This window comes from Acidimicrobiales bacterium (genome assembly GCA_035536915.1).
Taxonomy (GTDB): domain Bacteria; phylum Actinomycetota; class Acidimicrobiia; order Acidimicrobiales; family JAHWLA01; genus JAHWLA01.
In genome coordinates this window covers 129,092-151,674 of sequence record DATLNE010000031.1, presented here as the reverse complement: position 1 = coordinate 151,674, position 22,583 = coordinate 129,092, and the positions used below count along the sequence as shown (strand labels likewise).

Annotated in this window: 25 protein-coding genes; 4 read left to right on the top strand and 21 right to left on the bottom strand. The window is 70.2% G+C overall.

What is annotated here, in order from left to right; translation table 11 throughout:
- Position 1: 1 nt before the first annotated feature.
- Genes ruvB through VM938_08220 form a run of 11 tightly spaced genes read right to left on the bottom strand, consistent with a single transcriptional unit; the run spans position 2 to position 8,473 of the window.
- A complete protein-coding gene (gene ruvB / locus VM938_08270) occupies positions 2–1,042 on the bottom strand; it encodes a Holliday junction branch migration DNA helicase RuvB (GenBank protein HVF75030.1) in 1,041 nt (346 codons plus the stop codon).
- Positions 1,039–1,632, bottom strand: a complete 594-nt coding sequence (ruvA, locus tag VM938_08265; protein HVF75029.1) for a Holliday junction branch migration protein RuvA — start codon at positions 1,630–1,632, stop codon at positions 1,039–1,041. Before ruvA ends, ruvB begins: the two co-directional genes overlap by 4 nt.
- Positions 1,629–2,135 carry a crossover junction endodeoxyribonuclease RuvC gene (gene ruvC, locus VM938_08260; GenBank protein HVF75028.1) on the bottom strand — a complete coding sequence of 169 codons (507 nt, stop codon included), beginning with the start codon at positions 2,133–2,135 and terminating at the stop codon, positions 1,629–1,631. The genes ruvA and ruvC overlap by 4 nt, the downstream gene beginning before the upstream one ends.
- A 42-nt stretch (positions 2,136–2,177) precedes the next feature.
- Entirely contained in the window at positions 2,178–2,645 is a 468-nt protein-coding gene (locus VM938_08255; GenBank protein HVF75027.1) for a peroxiredoxin, read from the bottom strand.
- A 5-nt stretch (positions 2,646–2,650) separates the two neighbouring features.
- Positions 2,651–3,400, bottom strand: a complete 750-nt coding sequence (locus VM938_08250) for a YebC/PmpR family DNA-binding transcriptional regulator (GenBank protein ID HVF75026.1) — start codon at positions 3,398–3,400, stop codon at positions 2,651–2,653.
- Positions 3,401–3,402: 2 nt separating this feature from the next.
- Positions 3,403–3,978 (bottom strand): pyridoxal 5'-phosphate synthase glutaminase subunit PdxT, encoded by a 576-nt coding sequence (pdxT, locus tag VM938_08245; protein HVF75025.1) that lies wholly within the window; start codon positions 3,976–3,978, stop codon positions 3,403–3,405.
- Positions 3,979–4,019: 41 nt separating this feature from the next.
- The gene (pdxS, locus tag VM938_08240; protein ID HVF75024.1) at positions 4,020–4,904 is read right to left on the bottom strand and encodes a pyridoxal 5'-phosphate synthase lyase subunit PdxS; all 885 of its coding nucleotides are present in this window, start codon (positions 4,902–4,904) and stop codon (positions 4,020–4,022) included.
- Positions 4,905–4,931: 27 nt separating this feature from the next.
- Positions 4,932–5,960: a DUF3048 domain-containing protein gene (locus VM938_08235; GenBank protein ID HVF75023.1), complete on the bottom strand. Its 1,029-nt coding sequence runs from the start codon at positions 5,958–5,960 to the stop codon at positions 4,932–4,934.
- Positions 5,961–5,973: 13 nt separating this feature from the next.
- A complete protein-coding gene (locus tag VM938_08230) occupies positions 5,974–7,002 on the bottom strand; it encodes a DUF3048 domain-containing protein (protein HVF75022.1) in 1,029 nt (342 codons plus the stop codon).
- A complete protein-coding gene (locus VM938_08225) occupies positions 7,002–7,916 on the bottom strand; it encodes a M48 family metalloprotease (GenBank protein HVF75021.1) in 915 nt (304 codons plus the stop codon). Before VM938_08225 ends, VM938_08230 begins: the two co-directional genes overlap by 1 nt.
- Positions 7,917–7,921: 5 nt before the next feature.
- A complete protein-coding gene (locus VM938_08220; GenBank protein HVF75020.1) occupies positions 7,922–8,473 on the bottom strand; it encodes a LemA family protein in 552 nt (183 codons plus the stop codon).
- Between the two features lie 152 nt (positions 8,474–8,625).
- Here VM938_08220 and VM938_08215 point away from each other — a divergent pair, with 152 nt between their 5' ends.
- Both VM938_08215 and VM938_08210 read left to right on the top strand, forming a co-directional pair.
- Positions 8,626–10,338 (top strand): hypothetical protein, encoded by a 1,713-nt coding sequence (locus VM938_08215; GenBank protein ID HVF75019.1) that lies wholly within the window; start codon positions 8,626–8,628, stop codon positions 10,336–10,338.
- 97 nt (positions 10,339–10,435) lie between these two features.
- Positions 10,436–11,035 carry a hypothetical protein gene (locus tag VM938_08210; GenBank protein HVF75018.1) on the top strand — a complete coding sequence of 200 codons (600 nt, stop codon included), beginning with the start codon at positions 10,436–10,438 and terminating at the stop codon, positions 11,033–11,035.
- Here VM938_08210 and VM938_08205 read toward each other — a convergent pair.
- The 5 genes from VM938_08205 to VM938_08185 form a co-directional block, all read right to left on the bottom strand.
- Complete coding sequence (locus tag VM938_08205; protein ID HVF75017.1) at positions 11,001–12,095, bottom strand: glycosyltransferase family 4 protein; 1,095 nt, start codon at positions 12,093–12,095, stop codon at positions 11,001–11,003. The genes VM938_08210 and VM938_08205 overlap by 35 nt on opposite strands.
- A 76-nt stretch (positions 12,096–12,171) precedes the next feature.
- Positions 12,172–12,498, bottom strand: coding sequence for a hypothetical protein (locus tag VM938_08200; GenBank protein HVF75016.1), 327 nt, complete (start codon positions 12,496–12,498; stop codon positions 12,172–12,174).
- Positions 12,498–12,818, bottom strand: coding sequence for a hypothetical protein (locus VM938_08195; GenBank protein HVF75015.1), 321 nt, complete (start codon positions 12,816–12,818; stop codon positions 12,498–12,500). Before VM938_08195 ends, VM938_08200 begins: the two co-directional genes overlap by 1 nt.
- Before the next feature lie 94 nt (positions 12,819–12,912).
- Positions 12,913–13,782 carry a phosphatidylinositol mannoside acyltransferase gene (locus VM938_08190; GenBank protein HVF75014.1) on the bottom strand — a complete coding sequence of 290 codons (870 nt, stop codon included), beginning with the start codon at positions 13,780–13,782 and terminating at the stop codon, positions 12,913–12,915.
- Positions 13,783–13,794: 12 nt separating this feature from the next.
- Entirely contained in the window at positions 13,795–14,427 is a 633-nt protein-coding gene (locus tag VM938_08185) for a CDP-alcohol phosphatidyltransferase family protein (GenBank protein ID HVF75013.1), read from the bottom strand.
- 149 nt (positions 14,428–14,576) lie between these two features.
- Between VM938_08185 and fusA the strand changes: the two genes are divergently transcribed.
- The gene (fusA, locus tag VM938_08180) at positions 14,577–16,634 is read left to right on the top strand and encodes an elongation factor G (protein HVF75012.1); all 2,058 of its coding nucleotides are present in this window, start codon (positions 14,577–14,579) and stop codon (positions 16,632–16,634) included.
- Here the strand turns inward: fusA and VM938_08175 are convergent.
- The 4 genes from VM938_08175 to VM938_08160 form a co-directional block, all read right to left on the bottom strand.
- Positions 16,631–16,951, bottom strand: coding sequence for an STAS domain-containing protein (locus VM938_08175; protein HVF75011.1), 321 nt, complete (start codon positions 16,949–16,951; stop codon positions 16,631–16,633). The two genes, fusA and VM938_08175, sit on opposite strands and share 4 nt — an antisense overlap.
- A gap of 77 nt (positions 16,952–17,028) precedes the next feature.
- Positions 17,029–18,459 carry an NAD(P)/FAD-dependent oxidoreductase gene (locus VM938_08170; protein ID HVF75010.1) on the bottom strand — a complete coding sequence of 477 codons (1,431 nt, stop codon included), beginning with the start codon at positions 18,457–18,459 and terminating at the stop codon, positions 17,029–17,031.
- A 30-nt stretch (positions 18,460–18,489) separates the two neighbouring features.
- On the bottom strand, positions 18,490–19,596 hold the full coding sequence (locus VM938_08165) for a hypothetical protein (protein HVF75009.1): 1,107 nt from the start codon (positions 19,594–19,596) through the stop codon (positions 18,490–18,492).
- On the bottom strand, positions 19,593–21,101 hold the full coding sequence (locus tag VM938_08160; GenBank protein ID HVF75008.1) for a glycosyltransferase family 39 protein: 1,509 nt from the start codon (positions 21,099–21,101) through the stop codon (positions 19,593–19,595). The genes VM938_08165 and VM938_08160 overlap by 4 nt, the downstream gene beginning before the upstream one ends.
- Before the next feature lie 30 nt (positions 21,102–21,131).
- Between VM938_08160 and VM938_08155 the strand changes: the two genes are divergently transcribed.
- Entirely contained in the window at positions 21,132–21,977 is an 846-nt protein-coding gene (locus VM938_08155) for a pyridoxamine 5'-phosphate oxidase family protein (GenBank protein ID HVF75007.1), read from the top strand.
- A gap of 21 nt (positions 21,978–21,998) precedes the next feature.
- Here the strand turns inward: VM938_08155 and cysC are convergent, their stop codons facing one another.
- On the bottom strand, positions 21,999–22,580 hold the full coding sequence (gene cysC / locus VM938_08150; GenBank protein HVF75006.1) for an adenylyl-sulfate kinase: 582 nt from the start codon (positions 22,578–22,580) through the stop codon (positions 21,999–22,001).
- Between the last annotated feature and the right edge of the window lie 3 nt (positions 22,581–22,583).

Below are 22,583 nucleotides of genomic sequence, written 5' to 3'. Positions count from 1 at the left end.
CTCAGTCGTCGAACAGGACGGGGGCGTCGACCGTTCGGGGGGCGGCCAAGCCGAGGTGCTGCCAGGCCGCGGGGGTGGCCACCCGGCCCCGGGGGGTGCGCTTGAGCATGCCCAGTTGCAACAGGAACGGCTCGTAGACGTCTTCGACGGTCTCGGTCTCCTCCCCCACACTGACGGCCAGGGTCGACAGGCCGACAGGTCCGCCGCCGAATCGGCGGCACACCGTGTCGAGGATGGCCCGGTCGACCTTGTCGAGGCCCGCTTCGTCGACGCCGAACAGGGTCAGGCCCTGGGAGGCGATGGCCGCGGTGACCACGCCGTCGCCCCGGACCTCGGCGAAGTCGCGCACCCGCTTCAGCAGGCGGTTGGCGATGCGGGGGGTGCCTCGGCTGCGGCCCGCGATCTCACGGGCACCCTCGCGATCGAGGGTGACACCGAGGATGCGGGCGGCCCGGTGCACGATCTCCTGCAGGTCGTCGACCGGGTAGTGGTCGAGGCGGGCCACGAAGCCGAAGCGGTCGCGCAGCGGCCCCGTCATGAGGCCGGTGCGGGTGGTGGCCGCCACCAGGGTGAACTTGGGCAGGTCGAGGCGGATGGACCGGGCGGCGGGGCCCTTGCCCAGCACGATGTCGAGCTGGAAGTCCTCCATGGCCGGGTAGAGGATTTCTTCGACGGCCCGGCCCAGCCGGTGGATCTCGTCGATGAAGAGGATGTCGCCCTCGTGGAGGTCGGTGAGGATGGCGGCCAGGTCGCCCGCCCGCACCAGGGCGGGGCCTGAGGTGATGCGCAGGCCCACACCCATCTCGGTGGCCACGATGCCCGCCAGGCTGGTCTTGCCCAGGCCGGGCGGGCCGGCGAACAGCAGGTGGTCGGCGGGGTGGCCGCGGCGGCGGGCGGCCTCCAGCACGATGTCGAGGTGCTCCTTGAGCTGGGGCTGGCCCACGAACTCGCTCAGCCGCCGAGGCCGGAGCGTGACCTCCTCGGCCACCTCCACCGGATCGGCCACCGCCGGGCTGGTGAGCACTTCTTCGCGCGGGCTCAACGCACCGTGGCCAGTTGCTTGAGAGCGGACTTGAGCAGGTCCTCGACCGAGCCGTCGTCGGGCAGGTCGCGCACGATGTCGCGCACCTCGTCGGGGCCGTAGCCGAGGCCTGCGAGGGCGGCGCGCACCTCGGAGCGGGTGCTGTCGGTGCCGTTGCCGCCGACCACCGCCAGCTCCAGGTCGGGCAGGTCGAGGCGGGCTTTGAGTTCGATGAGGAGGCGGGCGGCCGTCTTCTTGCCCACGCCGGGGACGGTGGTGAGGGCGTCGACGTCGTCGATGGCGACGGCCCGCTGCAAGGCGTTGGGGCTGAGGGCGGCCAGGATGGCCATGGCCAGGGCAGGGCCGACGCCGTGGGCGCCCAGCAGCGCTTCGAAGCACGCCCGTTCCTGGCGGGTCACGAAGCCGTAGAGGACGAGGGCGTCTTCGCGAACGTGGGTGTGGATGTGGAGGAACGTCGGCCCGTCGAGCTCGACGGTGGCCAGCACCGCGGGCGTGACCGTGACCCGGTAGCCGACCCCGGCCACCTCGACCAACAGCTCGTTGCCGTCGGCCGACCGGTCGAGCACGACGCCCCGCAGCGACCCGATCACTGCGCACCTCCGGCGGCGGCCACCCGGGCCAGCCGGGGGGCGAGCGTGAGGTGGCAGAGCGCCAGCGCCAAGGCGTCGGCGGCGTCGGGCGGGCGGGGCGGCTCGGGCAGGCCGAGCAACGACTGGACCATGCGCTGCACCTGTTCCTTGGTGGCGGCGCCGTACCCGGCCACCGCCAGCTTCACCTCGTTCGACGTGTACTGCGCCACCGTGCAGCCCGCCTCCGAGGCCGCGGCCAAGGCCAGCCCGCTGGCTTGGGCCACCGACATGGCGGTACGCACGTTGGTCTGGAAGAAGACCCGCTCGACCACCACCGCCTCGGGGTTGAACTCGGCGATCAGCGCCCGCAGTTCGCGGTTCAGCGAGGCCAGCCGGTCGGGCAACGGGTCGTCTTTCGGCGTGGTCAGCACGCCCGCGGCGACTGCGGCCATGCCGGCACGGTTGCGGGAGGCGACGCCGTAGCCACACCGGGACACCCCCGGGTCGATGCCCAACACGAACATGCGTTCGAGGGTAACCGGGGTTAGGCCGCCGGTGGTGGACCCTCAGACGGTGGCGGCGGCGGCCTTGACGGCGGCGAGGAGCTCGTCGGTCTTCTTGTAGGTCAGCCCGTGGGCGGATCGGTGGGCGTAGCGGATGACGCCGTCGCCGTCGACCACGAACACCGACCGTTTGTAGAAGCCCAGCGGCCCCACCACGGCATAGGCCCGGCCGACCGACTTGTCGCAGTCGGCCAGCAACGGGAACTTGAACCCGCCCTGCTTGCACGAAAACTGCTCGTGGGAGTCCACGTCCTGGGGGCTGATGCCCAGCACCTGCGCGCCGAGTCCCTCGAACTGGTCGATGTTCGACGAGTAGGTGTTGAGCTGCGTCGTACACACCGGCGTGTTGTCGCCCGGGTAGAACACCAGCAGCACTGGCTGGCCCCGGTAGTCGGACAGCGAGTACGACCGCCCGCCCGTGCCGGGCAAGGTGAAGTCGGGAGCGGCCTCCCCGCTCTTGACGCCGGCCACGGCCGCTACGCCTCGACCAGTTCGATGATGGCGTCGGGGATGTCGAAGTTGGCGTAGACGTTCTGCACGTCGTCGTGGTCCTCCAGCGCGTCGATCAGCTTGAGCACCTTGCGGGCGTCGCCCTCGCTGTCGAGAGGCACCGACGTCGACGCCAGCATGGTCACGTCGGCCGAGTCGAAGGCCATCCCCGCCTCCTCCAGCGCCGTGCGCAGCCCGTTCAGGTCGGTGGGGGCGCACGTGAGCTGCCACGAATCGCCTTGGTCCTGCAAGTCCTCGGCCCCCGCCTCCAGGGCCACGTCCATGAGCTCGTCCTCGGTGACCTTCTTGGGCAGGATCACCACGCCCTTGCGCTCGAACTGCCACGACACGGCGCCAGGCTCGGCCGTCGACCCGCCGTTCTTGGTGAAGATCGAGCGGATGTCGGCACCGGTGCGGTTGCGGTTGTCGGACAGCGTCTCCACGATGACGGCCACGCCGTTGGGGGCGTAGCCCTCGTAGGTGATGGGCTCGTACTTGACGCCCTCCAACTCGCCCGTGCCCCGCTTGATGGCCCGCTCGATGGTGTCGATCGGCACCGAGGCGTCACGGGCCTTGGTGAACATGGTGCGCAGGGTGGCGTTGGCGTTGATGTCGCCCCCGCCCTCCCGGGCCGCCACCTCGACCTGGCGGATCAGCTTGGCGAACAGCTTCCCCCGCGCCTTGTCCTGGGCGCCCTTCTTGTGCTTGATCGTCGCCCATTTGGAGTGACCGCTCATGATTACCAGCCTCCCAGGAACAGCTCGTGCATGCGCAAGTCGCCCGACAGCTCGGGGTGGAACGACGCCACCAGCACGGCGCCGGAACGGCACACCACCGGGTGCCCGTCCACCGCGGCCAGCACCTCGACGCCGTCGGCCACCCGCTCCACGAAGGGCGCCCGGATGAACACCGCGGGCACCGAGCCCACGCCGTCGACGTCGAGCACCGCCTCGAACGAGTCGACCTGGCGACCGAAGGCGTTGCGCCGAACGGCGATGTCGACGGCGCCGAACGTGCGCTGGTCGGGACGGCCGTCGACCACCTCGGACGCCAGCAGGATCATCCCGGCGCACGTGCCGAACGCCGGCATGCCCTCGCGCAAGCGGTCGGCGATGGGCTCGAACAGCCCGGACGACTGCAACAGCAGCGAGATGGTGGTGGACTCGCCACCCGGCAGCACCAGCGCCTCGACCGCCGCCAGGTCTTCCGGCGTGCGCACCTCGACCACATGCGCCCCCAACTCGGACAGCACGGCCGAGTGCTCCCGCACGTCGCCCTGCAACGCCAGCACCCCGACCTTCCGTCCCGAGTACATCGCCGGCGAATTTCGCCGGCTATGTACTCGGGACGCGGGGTCTACCACCCGCGGTCGGCGAGCTTCGTCTCCAACCCGCCGATCTCCAGGCCGCGCATGGCCTCGCCCAGCCCCCGCGAGACCTTGGCCACCATCGAGGCGTCACGGAAGTGGGTGGTGGCCTCCACGATGGCCCGGGCCATGCGGGGCGGGTCGGCCGACTTGAAGATGCCCGACCCCACGAACACCGCCTCGGCGCCCAACTGCATCACCAGCGACGCATCGGCCGGCGTGGCAATGCCCCCGGCGCAGAACATGGGCACCGGCAGCCGCCCCGTCTCGGCGACCTCCTGCACCAGCGACACCGGCGCCTGCAGCTCCTTGGCCCAGCCGTAGAGCTCGGCCGAATCGGCCTGGGTGATCTTGCGGATGTCGCCCAGGATCGAGCGCAGGTGGCGCACTGCCTCCACGATGTTGCCGGTACCCGCCTCGCCCTTCGACCGGATCATCGCCGCCCCCTCCGACAGCCGGCGCAACGCCTCGCCCAGGTTGGTGGCGCCGCACACGAAGGGCGCGGTGAACGCCCACTTGTCGATGTGGTGGGCCTCGTCGGCCGGGGTCAGCACCTCGGACTCGTCGATGTAGTCGACGCCGAGCGACTCCAGCACTTGGGCCTCGGCGAAGTGGCCGATGCGGGCCTTGGCCATCACCGGGATGGTCACGGCCTCCTTGATGCCCTCGATCATCGACGGGTCGCTCATGCGGGCCACGCCGCCGTCGCGCCGGATGTCGGCGGGCACCCGCTCGAGCGCCATCACCGACACCGCACCTGCGTCCTCGGCGATCTTCGCCTGCTCCGGCGTGACGACGTCCATGATCACGCCGCCTCGGAGCATCTCGGCCAAGCCTCGCTTGACGCGTGCGGTTCCCGTTTCCCGTTCAGCCATGGCCGCCATTCTACGGCCCGGCCTCCCCTACCTCACTGTCGTTTGCGCACCGATCGGCGCCAACGCCACCCACGTCGTGCCCGGCGTGAGCTTCACCGGCAGGTTCGACGAATCGGTGTACGACGTGATGGCGGCGGCCGACGCCTTGTCCCACTTGGCCTTCACCAGGCGGCCGTCCGACAGGATCCACGCCTCGCCCTTGCCGATGACCTTGGCCGTCGGCACGGCGAAGCCCGCGGTGTCGCGGGAACCGGTGTCGACGTAGCGCACGAACTGGATGATCACGTTGGTGAACCCCAGCTGCTGGCCGTTGTCGAGCTTGTGCTCGGTGCCGTTGGTGACGCGCCGCCACACGCCGACCCCGTCGTCCCAGTTCCACTCGGCCTTGGTGGGCCCGCCCATCTGGACCGCCAGCGATGTCAGCGGCGAACCGCCCGCCACTGCGAAGGGCTGCCCGGTGGGAAGGAAGGTGAACAGGGGCGGTGGCGGCGTGGCCGCCTTCTTGGCCCCCTTGTAGAGCTCGGTGGTCGACGTGAACAGGTTGTGCGGCGCCGGACGGCCCTTGCGCTGTGTGTAGGCCTTGGGCAGGTCGTCCCAGCCGACCAATGTCACCGGCGCCTTCTTGATGAGCCGCTCGAACTGCGGCGCCCCGCCCGAGGAGGCGAACAAGCCCTTGATCGGGGTGACGATCTCGGGGTCGACGGGACGCACCGACCGCACCGGGCCGACCACGTCGGCGTCCTTGGAGTGGAACACGGCCAGGAAGCGCACGACCCCGCCCTCCACCACTTCCTCGAAGACCACGTCGGCGGCGTCGAGGCCCGCTTGCGGACGGGCGAGTGGCGCGTTGTCGACCTTGATGGTCAGCGCAGGCCGGTCCTGCTTCTTGCCGTCGGGCTGCGGCACCCCGGTGAGGAAGGCAGCCTCGGGCGGGATCGTCGACGTGGTGGCCTGGGGGACGATCGTCGTGGTGGTCGACGCGAGCTTCTGGTCGCCGCCTCCGCAGGCGGTGGTGATCAGCGCGAGGGCGACGACGGCAACGGTGGTACGGCGCATGCCGTCCAGGGTGTCAGCCGAGTGTGGCGTTGCCGGGGATGGGCAGCTCCACCCACGTGCGCCCCGGCGTGAGGCGGATCGGCTGGCCGGCGCCGTCGAGGTACTGGGTGACCTCGCCTGCCGCACCCCGCTTCCAGCGGCCCTTCACCACCTTGCCGTCGGACAGCACCCACGCCTCGCCTTCGCCCACCAGGTCGGCTTCGGGCACCTCGGCGCCTGACTGATCCCGGTAACCGGTGTCGTGGTAGGTGACGAGTTGCACGACGACGTTGTGGGCCGTTACCGGCGCGCCCGCGGCGTCGACGTGGGGGCCACCGTCCTGGCTGCGCTTCCACAGCCCGACACCGGCGTCCCACGCCCACTGCACGGCGGTGACGATCTTGCCCCGGTACTCCATGCGCACCCCGCCCATGGCGTCACCCACAGACGGCTGGCCGGGGTGCCGGTACCAGAACAGCGGCGGCGGCGGGCCGGAACCGGCGGGCGCCAGCCCGTGCAGGCGGGGCGTGGCCGAGAACACGTTGTAGAGGGCGGGGCGGCCCCGCTCCCGGGTGTACTGGGCGGTCTGGGCCTCGTAGCCGACGTCGACCACCGGCGACTCGCGGATGAGCTTGTCGAAGCCTGCGTTGGCGCCGGAGTACGCGAACAGGGGCCGGTTGAGCGGCGCCGCCAGCAACATGTCGGTGGACCGGGCCGAACGCACCGGCCCCACGGGGTCGGCGTCCTGCGAATGGAACATGGTGACGAAACGGGTGACCCCGCCCTCGACCGCCTCCTCCACCACCACGTCGGCCTGGTTCAGCCCGGCCTGCGGACGAGCCTTCGGCGCGTTGTCGATCTTCACGATCAGCAACGGCCGGGCCGTCTTGGCGGCATCGGCAACCAACCCCGTCAGCGGCGCGCCGCCGGGCGGCAACTGGCTCAGCATGGTGGTGGTCGTCGTCTCCACCACGCTCGTCGTCGTGGTAGCAGCTTCCTTCTTGCCGCCGCCGCACGCAGCAGTGGCGAGGACCAGGGCAACAGCCAAGGCAATGCGTCGCATCACAACTCCCTGAGCGCTTGGATCCGCTCCTCCAAGGGTGGGTGGGTGTCGAACAGCCGGCCCAGTTTGGCCAGCTTGCCCTCCGACTCCTCCCGGGGAACGGGAGACTCGATCCAGAGGTGCGCCGTGGCCCGGGAGCCGCTGTGCACCACGGTACGGTCATCGCGCAGCTTTTCCAGCGCGGCGATGAGCCCCGGCGGGTAGCGGGTCAGCGACACGCCGGTGATGTCGGCCAGCGCCTCCCGCCGACGGCTGACGGCGAACTGCATGAGCTTGGCGCTGAGCGGGGCCAGCAGCAGGAAGCCGAAGGCCAGGCCCGCCATGATCCACCCGCCCGCTCCCCCCCCGCCGTCGCTGCTGTCGTCCTTGTGGCGCGGCCCGCCCCACCACAGGAAGCGCAAGCCCCAGTCGCCCAGCAAGGCGACGATGCCCACCATGGTGACGGCGAGCGTCGAGACCAACACGTCGTAGTTCTTGATGTGGCTGAGCTCATGCGCCAGCACGCCTTCGAGCTCCACCCGGTTCAGCTTGGCCAGCAGGCCCGTGGTCACCGCCACGGCGGCGTGCTTGGGGTCGCGGCCGGTGGCGAAGGCGTTGGGGGCGTCGTCCTCCACGATGTAGAGGCGAGGCTTGGGCAGGCCCGCAGCGATGCAGAGCCCCTCGACCAGGTTGTGCAGCCGGGCATGCTCGGCAGGGTCGGCGGGCCGGGCGTGGCTCATGGCCAAGGCGATGGCGTCGGCCTTGAAGTACGCGCCCGCCGACATGCCCAGCACGATGACCGTGGCGATCACCAGTCCGGTGATGCCGCCGCCGATGAGGACGTTGAAGGCCCACCCGGCGGCCGCCACCACCAGGAAGAAGGAGGCGACGAGCAGCGTGGAGCGTCGCTTGTTGTGCGTGATCTGGTCGAACAAGGCGATCAGAACTGCACGGACACCGGCCCGCGGGTGGTGTCGTCGGCCTCGAAGTAGTCGCGGGGCGTGAAGGAGAAGGCGCCGGCCACCAGGTTCCCGGGGAACGACTGGATCTTGGTGTTGTAGTCGCGCACGGCGTCGTTGTAGTACTGGCGGGCGTAGGCGATGCGGCCCTCGGTGCCCGACAGCTCCTCCTGCAGGGCGAGGAAGTTCTGGTTGGCCTTGAGGTCGGGGTAGGCCTCGGCCACCGCGAACAGCGAACGCAGCGCGTTGGTGACGACGTTCTCGGCCTCGGCTTGGGCGGGCACGCCTTGGGCGCCGATGGCCGCGGTGCGGGCCCGGGTCACCTCTTCGAACACCCCTTGTTCGTGCTCGACGTAGCCCTTGACCGTCTCCACCAAGTTGGGGATGAGGTCGTAGCGGCGCTGCAGTTGCACGTCGATCTGGGCCCAGCCCTCGTCGATGCGGTTCCGACGACGGATCAAGCCGTTGTAGACGGCGATCACGTAGATCACGGCGAGGACGAGGACCGCGACGACGATCCAGAGGGCGCTCATCAGGGGGCGATGGTAGGCGATGGGCCGCTGCCCACCCGGTGACTAGTCCTTTCGCGCGGGACTAAATGACCTGATCGGGCGATAGGCGCGGAAGCGTCCGGAGGTCAAAGTGCTCAACAGGTATGAGTCCGACCCGACCTGGGGGAACTTTGATGCGAAACGTCCGAGCGGCAGTCGCCGCAGTCACCACCGTCGTCCTTGTCGGCGCGGCCTCGTCGTTCGGTTCGGCTTCGGCCGCCACCGCCGGCGTAGGCACCGCCGACGTGACCACCACCGTCGTAGGCGTGGCCCTCGGCACCGACGGCTCCGTCCTCGGGGTTCGCCTGTTGGGCGACGACGCCCGGGCCACCATCGACCCCGCCGTCTCGGCCCCTGAAGCGTTCTCCCGCCTGACCGGCGTGGAGGTCTCCTCCGAGCTTGTCGATGCGCTCAACCTGAGCTCCGGCGCCGCCGAGTCGAAGCAGCCCGGCGGTGACGAGTCGGTGACCATCGGCTCGCTCAACCTCTCCGAGCCTGCGACCGGCGTGACAATCCCTGAAGCGGTGCTGTCCGGCACCCTCGGCGCTGCCAGCCTCAGCTCGGCTGCGTCGGCCGCCTCCTCGACGGCAGGCCTCGACGCCGCCCTGACCGACGCCGCCGTCGCCGGTGGCCTGGCCACCCTGGAAGGCGTGACCTCCGACGTCGAGACGGCAGCCACCTCGGCAGCCTCCACCGGCACCCGCGCCGTGAAGATCGACCAAGTGGTCGTGCTCGACCTCGGTTCGTTGCTGGCCGGCCTCAACATCTCGTTGGGCGACCTCCCCCTCGACCTGCTGACCGACCTGCTCGACGAGCTCGGCGTGCCGGTTGGCGACCTCGCCACCGGTGAGGCCGTCGACACCGCCGTCGCTGCGCTCAATGCGCAGATCGACGAGCTGCAGGCCGCAGCCGCTGCCACGACGCCGGCGCTGCCGACCGGCGAGACCGTGCAGACGATCGTCGGGACCGTCAACGGCATCGGCTTGGGCGAAGTCATCAACGACGACGTCGAGACTGCGATCACCGACCTGACCGACGTCACCGCACAGCTCGACACCCTTATCGAGCACGTGCAGGGCACCCTCACCACGCTCATCGACGACGTGCTCGCCGTGCTCGACGGTGTGGCCCTGCTCGAGGTGAACGGCGTCGAAGTAGGCGTCACCACCAAGGCGGCTGACACCGTGGAGAACAGCGTTGCCGAAGTGACCGCCAAGCTGGGCGGCCTGAAGGTCGGCGGCGTGGCAGTCGACGGCATCGACCTCGCTTCGCACCTGGCCGACATCAACGCCGCCGTCAACACGGTCAACGACACCATCGGCGGCGTCCTCGGCGTGGTGCACGCCGACCTGGCCGACCTGGTCGACGTCAAGGTCTTCGAGCGGGCGGCCGACCACGGCGTCACCTCGGCGGGCGGCTACGTCGAGGCAGTCGACGGCATCACCGCCCTGTCGGCCACCATCACGCCTCCTGAGGCACTGGCCGACATCGTCGCCACAGTGACGGGCCTGGCCGGCAGCGTGGAAGAGACCCTCGAAGGCCTGGGTGCCTCCGCAGTCCTCGACGGCCTCGACGCCGCCATGGGCCTGCTCGGCGCCGAGGTGGACGCCACTGAGGCCGGAGCGCTGGCCGACGGCGGCAACGTCACCCTCGCTTCGATCACCAGCACGTCGAACTTCGCCCCGTCGGCGCCGATCATCCCCGGCACCGGCACGGAGAACGACCGCAGCCTGGCCGCCACCGGGACGAACGCAGTCCCCCTGACGGCACTGGCCATGCTTCTCATCGCCCTTGGCCTCGGCTTCCGTGAATGGGTGCGGATGCCGGTGCGCCGGGCGACGAGGTAAGTCCGCCCTCCACCACCACATCACAGCCTGGCGGGCTTGCAATGCAGAAGGGGCCTCTCCCCCAGTGGAGGCCCCTTCTGCGCGCATACTGGCCTTCGTGAAACGCTTCGTCGTGGTCGCTGCGCTCGTCCTGCTCGCCTCGTGCAACCGCGGCGACGACCCCACGGTCGACACCGCTGACGCCTCGACGAGCTCGTCGTCGTCCACCTCGTCGTCGGTGGCGGAGACGACGTCGCCCAGCACGGCGTTCGTGCCCGGCGCCCTGCCCGCGGCGCGGCCCGCGTCGGCCACCCGGGCGTACCTCGCCGCCGTACGGGTTGCGGCCCATGACGGCTTCGACCGGGTGGTGTTCGAGTTCGAAGACGCGGTGCCCGGCTATCGCGTCGACATCACCACGCGGCCGGTGACCGAGGACGGTTCAGGCGACGCCGTCGAGGTGAAGGGCGAGGTGCTCTACGAGGTGCGCTTCGAGAACGCCGCCACCGCCCGCTTCCAGGGCGAGCGCGTCGTGCCCGTCTACCAAGGCGAGCGGCGCATCACCACGCGGGGCGAGGTGGTGGAGGAAGCGGTGCGCACGGGCGACTTCGAGGGTGTCGTCACCTGGGTGATCGGGGCCCGGCCCCGGCCCGAGGGCGTGCGGGTCACCACACTGGCCTCGCCCTTCAGGGTCGTCGTCGACCTGGGCTCGCCGCGATGACCGACTGGTAGAGCTCGACGTAGCGCTCGGCCAGTTGCTCGATGGAGAACTCGGCGGCCCGCGGTTCGCCGGCGGCGACGAGGCGGGCGGCCAGGTCGGTGTCTGTGAGCACTCGTTCGAGCCCCTTGGCCAGGGCCGGCGCGTCACCCGGGGGCACGAGCACGGCGTGTTCGTCGGGGCGAGCCACGTTGCGGTAGCCGGGCAGGTCGCCCGCCACGATGGCCGTGCGTGCGGCCATGGCTTCGAGCAGGACGACGCCGAACGACTCGCCGTGCAAGCTCGGCGCGCAGAACACGTCGGCGCCCCGCAGTCGGGAGGCCACCTCTTGGTCGCCGATCCGACCCAGCCACTCGATGCGGGAGTCGTTGCGGGTGCGTTCCTTCAGTTCCACCGTTTGGGGTCCGTCGCCCGCCACCCACAGGTGCACGTCGGCGGGCAGGTGGGCCATGGCTTCGAGCAGGACGTCGAGGCCCTTGCGGGGCTCGTGGCGACCGAGGAAGAAGATGGTGGGGCCGTTGGTGGGCGTCGGCGTCGCCGTGGCGAACCGCTCCACCTCGATGGCGTTGAACAGCAGGACGTAGTCGCCCGGGTGGGCGTCGGTGGCGGTGCGGCGGGCGTCTGCGGAGACAGCGACCTTGAGGTCGATGCGGTCGGCGATCTGGCGCACGAGAGGCCGGAAGCGTCGGTAGGCCCGGCTGGCGCCGGAGCGGTGGAAGGTGCCGACGATGGGGTGGTCGGCGGCCAGCAGCGCCGTCAGGGTGGGGCCGGGGCAGAGCGGCTCGTGCAGGTGCACGACGTCGAACTCCTCGTCGCGCAAGGCCCGGATGGTGCGCAGCGCGCACGGCAGGTCGAGGGCCAACGGGGCGATGCTGCCGTTGGAGGCGAAGGGGATCGAATTGCCCAGCGGGGTGACGAACCCGTCAGGCGGCGGCCCGTCGCACGGCGCCAACACCCGCGCCTCGTGGCCCTGTCGACGCAGGGCCCGAGCCAGTGAGAGCACTTGCCCCTGCACCCCGCCCGGGACGGTGAGGCTGTAGGGGCACACCAAGCCGATGCGCACCCCGCGAGGCTACCGGCGGCGCGTCGGATGCGTTGACTTCGCAGTTGTGCACACCAGGGGGTGCACTACTGCGAACTCAACGACTGAACAGGTAACCGAGGACGACGAACAGCGGCACCAACGCCAGCGTCATCGCCCCGAGCCGCCGAAGTGTGGCAGAGGCCGGCTCGCCCTGAGGAGCGTGCAGGAACAGCCCGTACACAGCGATTGCGCCCGCACCCAGGCCGCTCAGTGACATGGCGGGCCAGGTGTCTCCGCCGAGACGATCGCTGAGGAATGTCCGAAGCCCGAAGGCGGCCACGATGCCCACCCACCACAGGAGGTGCTCCCACCACGACAGCCGACGAGGCTCCCCGAATGCTGCGCTACGCGAAGCGGACCAGGCGAAGAGGCGCGCCATCATCAGCGGCTCAACAGGTAACCGAAGGCGACCGTCACGACGACGTAGACGGGAAGCGCCCGGAGCAGCCAGCGCGCTGTCGCACCGGCAGGTTCGCCACGCGGCGTCAGTAGCACCACCGTGTAGGAAACCATCGGTGCGGCCCACAACCCTTCGAACGACTCGCCCGCCCACGTGCCTCGGCCGATGACCTGGGCGAGCAACTCACCCACGCCGGCCGCGGCGGCAATCGCTCCCCACCACGCCATCCGTTCGCGCTGCGAAAGCTCTCGTCGGGCGAGTCGACGCCGACTGCGTACCTGCACCTCGGTCCCCCCTCCCACGCCGAACACGCTACCGCCGAAGTTGCGTACCAAATGGCTCGGAAAACGGCGCGATTCCTACGCAACTTCGTAGCGGGGCGGGGCGGGGCAGGGGTCAGGGGCGGTCGGAGGGCCAGTTGGGCTGGAGCAGGTGCCACTGCTCCGGCGCCTGGCGGATGAAGTCCTCCAACTCCCGGGCCAGGGCCTGGGTGACCCGCACCACGTCTTCCCGGAACGAGCCTGTGCGCACGGTGTCGACCGGCGGACGGATCACGCCGCGGTGGCCGTCGCCGTCGAAGTACACGGCGGTGGGCAAGATCGCCGCACCCGTGCGCAACGCCAGCGTGGCCGGCCCCGACGGCAGCGTGGTGCGCTCCCCGAAGAACTCCACCTCCACGCCCGTACCGCCGATGTCGCGGTCGCACACCAGCCCGACGATCCCCCCGTCGCGCAAGATGCGCAGCAACGCCCCCGCGGCCTCCGGTCCCAGCGGCACCACGTCGACCCCCAGCTGCGAGCGGAAGCGGGCGAACCAGTCGAATAGCTCGGGAGGCTCCAGCAGTTCCACCACCACCGTCGTCTTGTAGCCCCGCCCGGCGAACCAGGCACCGCCGAAGTCCCAGCCGCCCAGGTGCGGCATGGCCATGATCACGCCGTGGCCCGCCGCCTTGGCCGCCTCCAGATGTTCGAGGCCTTCGGCCTCCAGCCCCCGCTCCAAGTCGGCGGGCGAGACGTCGGGCAGGCGGAACGACTCCAGCCAGTACCGGGCATACGAGCGGAACACCTCGCGCCCGGCGCCAGGCCTGCCCACCCGGGCCATGTGCCGCTCCACCATGGCCCGCCGCCCCGGCAAGGCGGCGGCAGCAACCACGGCTGCGCCGGAAGCCAACCGCGACGCCACCGGCATGGGCAGCGTGCGCGCCACCTTCGACGCGGCCAGGTAACCGAAGTACGGAGCCCGGCGGCGGAGGTCGTCGAGCAACAAGGCCGAGCGCGCTTAGGGCCGGGTGCGGGCCCGGTCGAACCGCCGGCCCCGGCGGGCCAGCCGCTGGCGGCGCCGCTCGGCCATGCGCATGGCCACCGCGCCGGAACGCCACGGCGTGCGCTCCGGGGGACGGGGCGGGGCGTCGGCCTGCTTCCACACCTTGAAGAACCGCTGCACGGCGGTCAGCGAGGTCAGCGCCAGCATCAGCCACAGCACCGGCACCAACAGCGACGGCACCAACAACCCGAGGCACAGGGCCACGATGCGCTCGGCCCGCTCCATCAGCCCGCCCTTGGCCGAGTAGCCCAGCGACTCCGCCTTGGCCCGCTCGTAGGAGATCAACGTGGAGGTGCCCAGCACCGCCATGGGCAGCAGCATCAGGCGCCCACCAGGATCGGTCGCCGCCAGGTGCCAGGCGATGCCACCGAGGACCAGCGAGTCGGTCACCCGGTCGGCCACCGAGTCGAAGAACGCGCCGCGCTTTGAAGCGGTGCCCGACGCCTTGGCCACGGCACCGTCGAGCAGGTCGGGAACGGCCGAGGCGATCAACAGCACGAACCCCAGGCGCAGGCGCCCCGAACCGATGACGACCGCGGTCACGCCCGCCATGGCAAGGCCCAAGGCGGTGAACTGGTCGGCCGTCACCCCGGAACGTCGTATCGAGGCGCCGACGGGGGCCGTGACTCGGTCAACGCTGGTCCGCCAGCGTCCGTCGAACACCCCGTCAGGGTACCAGTGCCGTTCGCTAATCTGACGAATCCGACACCACCGATGAGTGGAAGTGAGGTTGCCTCGTGAAGAGCTTCCCGCCCGCCAAGATCAGGAACGTCGCCCTGGTGGGGCACGGTGGTGCCGGAAAGACCACGCTGGCCGAGGCCCTCTTGTACTGCGCGGGCGCCATCTCCCGCCAAGGCCGCGTCGAAGACGGCAACACCACCACCGACTTCGACGCCGAAGAGGTCAAGCGCCACATCTCCCTCTCCGCGTCGCTGGCGCCCTTCGAGTTCGAGGGCCACAAGATCAACCTGATCGACTGCCCCGGCTACGCCGATTTCATGGGCGAGGTGGAAGCCGCCCTGCGGGTGGCCGACCTCGCCGTGTTCGTGGTCAGCGCCGTGGAAGGCGTGGAGGTGCAGACCGAGATCGCCTGGAAGCTGGCCGCTTCGCTCGACGTGCCCCGCATGATCTTCGTCAACAAGCTCGACCGGGAACGGGCCGACTTCGAGCGTACCCTCGACCAACTGCGGGACATCTTCGGCGCAGGCGTCGCTCCCCTCGAACTGCCCATCGGGGCCGAGGCCGCCTTCCACGGCGTGGCCGACCTGCTCACCGACACCGCCATCACCTACGACAGCGGCGGCCCTGTCGAAGGCCCCATCCCCGACGAGATGGAGGCGCTGGAGCACCAGGTCCACGACAACCTCGTGGAAGGCATCGTGGTGGCCGACGACGAGCTCACCGAGCGCTACCTCGAAGGCGACATCCCCAGCCCCAAGGAGCTGGAGGACACCCTCGCCCACGGCGTGGCCGCGGCGTCGGTCTTCCCCGTCGTCTGCGGCTCGGCGGCCAAGGGCGTGGCCATCGACCGCCTGGCCAAGTTCATCTGCGAAATCGGCCCCGCACCCACCGACCGACCGCCCGTCGCCGTGGAAGCGGGCGACACCATGGAGGAGGTGGCCTGCGACCCCACAGGCCAGCCGCTGGCCTACGTATTCAAGACGCTGGCCGACCGCCACGTGGGCAAGGTGTCGATGTTCAAGGTGCTGTCGGGCACCATCCGCCCCGACACCGTGCTGGCCAACACCCGCACCCACGGCGACGAGAAGCTGCACTCCCTGTTCACCCTGCGGGGCAAGGAGCAGGACCAGGTGTCCGAGGTGCCCGCGGGCGACATCGCCGCGGTGGCCAAGCTGGGCGACACCCGCACCGGCGACACCCTCGCCCCCAAGAACATGCCGGTGGTCGTGCCTCCGCCGCCCGCCGCCGAGCCGGTGCTGTCGATCGCCATCAGCCCTAAGTCGAAGGGCGACGAGGACAAGCTCATGACCGCCCTGCACAAGCTGCAGGACGAAGACCCTGCGCTGTTCGTGCGCCGCGACGACGAAACGCACCAGACCCTGCTCTCCGGCATGGGTGAGACCCACCTGGCCATCGTCACCGAACGCCTGTCGCGCAAGTTCGGCGTCGAGGTGGAAACCCAGCCGGTCAAGGTCCCCTACCGCGAGACGATCACCGGGTCGGCCGAAGCCGAGGGCAAGTACAAGAAGCAGTCGGGCGGCCACGGCCAGTTCGGCGTGGCCGACATCCGCATCGAGCCGCTGGAGCGGGGCGCGGGCTTCGAGTTCGCCGACCAGATCGTGGGCGGCGCCATCCCCCGCCAGTTCATCCCCGCGGTGGAGAAAGGCATCCGCGAGGCCATGGCCTCAGGCGGCCACTACGGCTTTCCCGTCGTCGACCTCAAGGTCACCCTCTACGACGGCAAGTACCACGCCGTCGACAGCTCGGAGATGAGCTTCAAGATGGCGGGCTCGTTGGCCCTGCAGGAGGCCATGGCCAAGGCAGGCCCGGTCATCCTCGAACCCGTCTCACTGCTCGAAGTCACCGTGCCCGCCGCCTACCAAGGCGACGTCATGGGTGACCTCAACGCCCGCCGCGGCCGGGTCCAAGGCACCGAGAGCGGCAACGACGGCGAGCAGATCGTGGTGGCCCACGTGCCCACCTCCGAGCTTCTGCGCTACGCCATCGACCTGCGCTCGCTCACCGGTGGCCGGGGCCGCTTCACCACCCGCCACGACCACTACGACGTGCTGCCCCAGCAGTTCTACGACAAGGTCGCCACCAAGCAGCACTAGTCGGGTTCGACGCCGAGGATCTCGTTCAGCCCGGCGATCTCGAACAGGCGCCGCACGCTCGCGTCGGCACGCGTCACTTTCAGCGAGGCGCCGTGGCTGCGGGCTTGCTTGGCCCCGCCGATGAGCGCGGCCAGTCCGGAGGAGTCGATGAAGGTCACCTCGGCCACGTCGACCACCACCTCGGATGCGCCGGCCCGCACGACCTCGTCGAGGGCGCGCACCAACTCGGGCGAGGTGTAGGTATCGACATCACCGCCGACGGCGACCGTGGTACAGGTCGCATCGGCGACAGGGCGAACGAAGAATTCGCCTGGCATCCGGCCCCCTGCGAGAAGCAGTGCGGGCCCGCCTACCGCCTTGAAGCGGGCTCCGCCGCAGATGATACGCCGAATCGTCAGGCGCTCTTGGCCTTCTCCTCGTGATACTCCTCTTCCACGTTCACCGACCAGATGTCGTGGGAGGCGCCCAGGATGTTCTCCACCGACAGCATGGCCGTCAGCATGGAGTGGTCCTGGTTGTTGTACTTGTGCATCCCGTTACGGCCGACCGGGAAGACGTTGGGCGTGTTCTGCTGAATCCAGTCGCGGATGACGCCCACGCGAGCCTTGTACTTGTCGTCGTACATGGGGTACGCCTTGGGCATCCGCACCACGTAGCCCGACTCGATCTTCGACGGGTCGACGAGCCCGAGCTTGCCCAGCTCCACCTTGCCCTGCTCGACCAGCTTCTCGTCGGGCCACGACCACATGTCGTCGCTCTCGAAGATGAAGTACTCGAGGCCGAGGCAGGTGCGCCCGTCCTTGACCAGGTACGGCGACCACGACCCGAAGTTCTGGATGCGGCCCACCTTCACGTCGGGCGAGTGGATGTAGATCCAGTTGTCGGGGAAGCCCGCCTCGAGCGGCACCACCAAGGCCACGGTGAGGAAGTCGCGGTAGGCCAGGCCGTTGGCGGCGTCGATGACCTCGGCCGGCGGCTGGGGCTGCATGATCTTGACCAGCGTGGAGATCGGCATCGACGAGACCACGTCGGTGGCCTCGTAGCGGGTGCCGCCCGCGTGCACGGCCACGGCCTTGCCGCCCTCGTGCTCGATGGCCGTCACCGGCGTCTCCATGAGCACCTTGGTGCCCTCGGCCTGCACCAGTTCGGTGCAGCGCTCCCACATCATCCCGGGGCCGTACTTGGGGTACTGGAATTCCTCGATGAGGCTGGTGATGTCCTTCTGGTTGCGCTTGGGCAGCAGCGCGTTGAGCACGGCCTTGAACAGCGACAAGTTCTTGATGCGCTGCGCCGCCCAGTCGGCCTGGATCTCGGTGGCGGGCACGCCCCACACCTTCTCCGTGTAGGTCTTGAAGAAGATTGTGTAGAGGCGCTTGCCGAACCGGGCCGTGGTCCAGCCCTCGAAGGTGGTCTGGTCCTTGGGCGGGCGGATGCGGGCCCAGACGTAGGACACGACGCACAGGAAGGCCTCGATCAGGCCGAGCCCCTTGAGGGCGTTCATGGCCTTCAGGGGGTAGTCGAAGAGCTTGCCCCGGTAGTAGATGCGGCTGAGGCGGGGACGGGTGAGGAAGTCCTCGTCGGGGAGGATCTCGTGCCACAGCTCCTCGACCGCCTTCACCTTGGTGAAGAACCGGTGGCCCCCGATGTCGAAGCGCCAACCGTCACGTTCGGCGGTCTGGCTGATGCCGCCCACCACGTTCTCGGATTCCAGCACCGTGGTGCTCGCCCCATGGCCTGCCTTGGCCAACTGGTAGGCGGCGGTCAGGCCTGCGGGGCCGGCCCCGATGATGGCGACCTGCGGCGACTTCTCGTTCTTGTTCGGCATGTGGCTGCGCGCTCTACCCTCGTCTGTCGTTCACGGCACGTAGGAGCCGAGCAAGGCCAAGACGTTGTACGTCCCCATGGCCGCGGCTCCGACTACCAGCATCGCTCGTTCGCGCCACTTCGTGCGACTCGCGCTCGCCGCCGCCAGCACGATCGGCACCGTGCTGAACACGTAGCGCTCGAACGATCCCCACCAATCGGCGCTCAGCGCCACCACCACGGTAACGGCCGCGAACGCCGCGTAGGGCAGCGGCCAGTGCTTGAAGCAGACGACCACGAGCACGACGGCCACGGCGATCCACGGCAGGTGGCGCACGTTGTCCTGCCATGTGCCGGCGAAGGCGTCGCCGATGGCGGCGGCCAACGGGCCGAGGGGGCTGATCACCGGCCCCCGGAAGTTGTCCTGCTGCTGGATCTGGAACGGGATCATGGGGTCGCCGAAGGCCCGCCACACCCAGGCGCAGTACATCGCCGCGCCCGCCACCGGTGCGAGCAGGGCGGCGGCCATGCGGCCGAGCTGGCGTATGCGGAACTCGCGCAAGGCCACGAGGGCGACCGGCACCATGAAGAGCAGGCCGACCGGGCGGGTCAGGCCGAGGAAAACGCCGATGCCCGCCACCCACCACCACGCCCGCTTCTTGAGGGCGAGGAACCCGGCGGCGGTGAGGGCGCCGGCCAGCGACTCGCTGTAGCCCCATACGAAGACGAAGGCGGCAGGGGCAAGGGCCACGAACCATGTGGCGCGCCGGGCCATGGCGCTGTCGTTGGCCTCGCTGAGGACGAGGCGGTGCATGAGGGCGCCGAAGGCGAGGGCCGAGACGCTGGAGATGACGAGCAGGGCCACGCCGTGGTGGCCGCCGAAGAGGAAGCCGAGGCCGCGGGCCAGCATGGGCAGCAGCGGGAAGAAGCGCAGCTCCTGCTGGGGCAGCGCCTCGTAGCCGAAGCGGGCGATCTGCTCGTAGCGCACGGCGTCCCAGCCGAGGAGGCCCTCCTGCAGGTGGCGCACGCTCCACAGCGGCGGGTCTGTGCGGTCGGCGAACCAGTGGGCGAAGGCGAAGGTGGCGGCGACGACGACCCGGGCGGCGACCCAGCCGGGCAGCGCCGCCCGCAGGTCACGGACGACGTCCTTGCGCTTCACGACCCGGGGAAGCGGTACAGCATCATCTTCTCGAAGTAGCGGCCCATGCGCTTAACGCTGCGTGTCTCGCCCCGCGCCACCAACAGCGTGTCACGCAGTGTCTGGCAGTCCTCGGAAAACGTGCGGTAGCCGTTGGCCCACACCAGCCAGACGGTGTTGTCGCCCGCTTGCCGGAGGACGTCGGCGGCGAACGCCTCGGGCACGGCGGCCCGGTTGCGCTCCCGGTAGTCGACCCAGTCGACGAACTTCGGCGTGCCCTTGGTGGGGTAGACGAGCTGCGTCATGTCGTCGGGCAGGTGGCGGCTGACGGCGGGGCCGAGCTGGTCGGGGCAGTAGACGACGAGGTCGCCGGGCGCCGCTCGCTCGGTGATGGCGCCGGCCACCAGGCGGGCCTGCGAACGGGGGTTGTGCACCAGGGGGATGGCGCCGAGGAAGCCGAGCACGACGCAGACGGCGGCCACAACGGCCTGGGTCTTGGGCGAGGGCAGCTTGCGGATGCCGAAGGCCACGAGGAGGAGGAACGGCACGAGGGCGATGGCTGCGTAGCGGGCGGCGAACCCGCTGCGCAGGAGCACCGATGCCACCACGCCGACGGCAAGGCCGCCGAGGCTGAGGGCGGCCAGCGCGGTGGGGCGGCGTTCGCCGGGCAGGCGCAGGGTGACGGCCTTCGGTCCCGCGGGGCGGCCGAACAGGGCGACCACGGCGAGGCCGAGCATGAGCAGGCTGAGGAAGGCCCCCGTCTGGCTGTAGCCGCCCGCGTAGTCGGTGACGGCGGCCAGGGCCACGTGCAGGCCGGGGGCGGCGGCCCACGGGGTGCCCGTGTGCTTCACCTGGTAGAGGAGGACGGGCAGCCACGGCAGGACGGCGGCGGCGGCGCCCGCCAGGGTGGCGGCGGCCACGCGACGGGCACGGCGGAACAGCAGCACGACGCCCGCGGTGGCCACCAGGACGAACGACGTCCAGTAGTGCGTCATCACCAAGGCGGCGCTGATGGCGGCCAACGGGAGCAGGCGGGCCACGGTGGGACGTTCCAGCGCCCGGTCGACCACGATGATGCCGACGGTCGTGAGCAGCATGATCAGCGCGTACATGCGCGCCTCGGTGGCGAAGCGGATGGCGAACGGCGAGGCGGCCAGCAGGGCCAGGCCGTAGAAGGCGGTGCGGCGGTCGCCCCGGGCCATGCGCAGCCCGGCGACGTAGGCCACGGGCAGGGTGGCGAGGGCGAACACCGTCGACATCGAGCGCACGGCGAGGTCGCTGTCGCCGAACACCCGCATCCACAGGTGCAGGAGGGCGTAGTAGAGCGGCGGCGAGCCGTCGTGGCGAAGCCGGTCGGGCAGGTCGGCCAGCGGCACCGAGGCGATGTTGACGGTGAGGGCTTCGTCGAGCCACAGGGCCGAACCGCTGTGCAGGCGGAAGGCGATGCCCGCCACCAGGGTGGCGACCAGGGCAGGGGCGGCCCAGCGCGGCAGGGCCGCGTCGAGAGAGGGGGGAGCGTCCGACATGCGGGGTGGCAGCATGCCATGTGCCCCCCGATGGGTAGCAATCGCCCCATCGACCCGCTCACTCACCCCCTGGTCGCCGGCGTCCTCGCTGAGGGTCGCCAGGCGTACGTCACCGTGGCTGCTTCCGGCGGTCCCCACGTCACCCCCGAGCTCTACGCCGTCGACGGCGGGCGGCTGTGGTTCTTCGCCGCCGCGGGTACCTTGAAGGCCCGGCTCCTCCCCCGCCGGCCGTCGGTCGCCGTCCTGGTGCGGGCGGGCGGGCGGGCTGTCGCCATGGTCGGGGAGGTCGCCGCCTTCCATCCCGCCGCCCTCCCCCCGATGGCCGACGTGCTGCGGGCGCCCGCCGCCGTGGCCCGGTACTCGTTGCGCAATGCGGTCGACTTGGCGGGCTTCGCCTCCGACCTGGCGCGGGGACGGCTGGGGTGGCGGGTGCCGCAGGTACGAGTGCTGTTCTCTGTGCGGCCCACGGGAGTGGCGCTGCTCGACGGGTTCGCCGTGCGGGAGCAGTGGGGCTCGTGGCCGGGCTCGTGCGGATCGGCGGCGTCGACCGACGTGGCCCAGTCGTCGGCCGCGGTGGGTGCCGTGGTGGCGTTGGGTTGGGGCGACGGGTCGTTGCTGGCATTGCCGGGGCGGTGGCACCAGGACGACAGCCGGGCGCAAGTGCCCACTGACCTGCTGGCGTTGGCAGCCGCGCCCTCTCCGGTGGACGCCGCCGTGGTCGTCGACGACTACGGCGCCCCCGGCCCCGCGGCCAAGCGGGGCGTGATGTTGCGGGGCTCCGCCGTGGTCGAAGACGACGGCTGGTTGACGGTCGACGCCGACCGCACCGTCCTCTGGGACGGCATCGAGACCGGCACCGTCAAGGCCACCGGCTGACCGAGCGCAACACAGGGTTTGTCAGCGACTCTCCGTAGCCCGCGCCTGTCGCATCGTCCCATACGAGGCAAGGGCGTCCACGATGAGGTCGGTACACGCTTCGACCGACTGCTCTTCCGTCGAGACCACGACATCGGGCCGCTCCGGCACTTCGTAAGGATCATCGACGCCGGTCAGGTTGCGCACCTCGCCGATGTCACTTCGCGCGTAGAGGCCTTTCACGTCGCGCTGGCGACACACGAACAGCGACGTCGACACGTAGACCTCGAAGAAGTCACCGCGATGGAGCACTCGTACCTCTTCCCGTGTTGCCGAGTAAGGCGCTATGACGGGGCAGAGCGCGACCACGCCGTTGCGAGCAAGCAACGAGGCGACGAACCCAATACGACGCACGTTCTCAGAGCGTCCGTCATGGTCGAAGCCCAGTTCCTTTCCCAAGTGCCATCGCATCTCGTCGCCGTCGAGAACCTCGACCCGATGTCCGGAGGCCAGCAGCCGAGCTTGAAGCGAGCCTGCCAACGTGCTCTTGCCGGCGGAAGGAAGCCCCGTGAACCACACGGTCAGACCACTGGGGATCAGCAGGGTTCCTGGGGAAGACAGCACGGA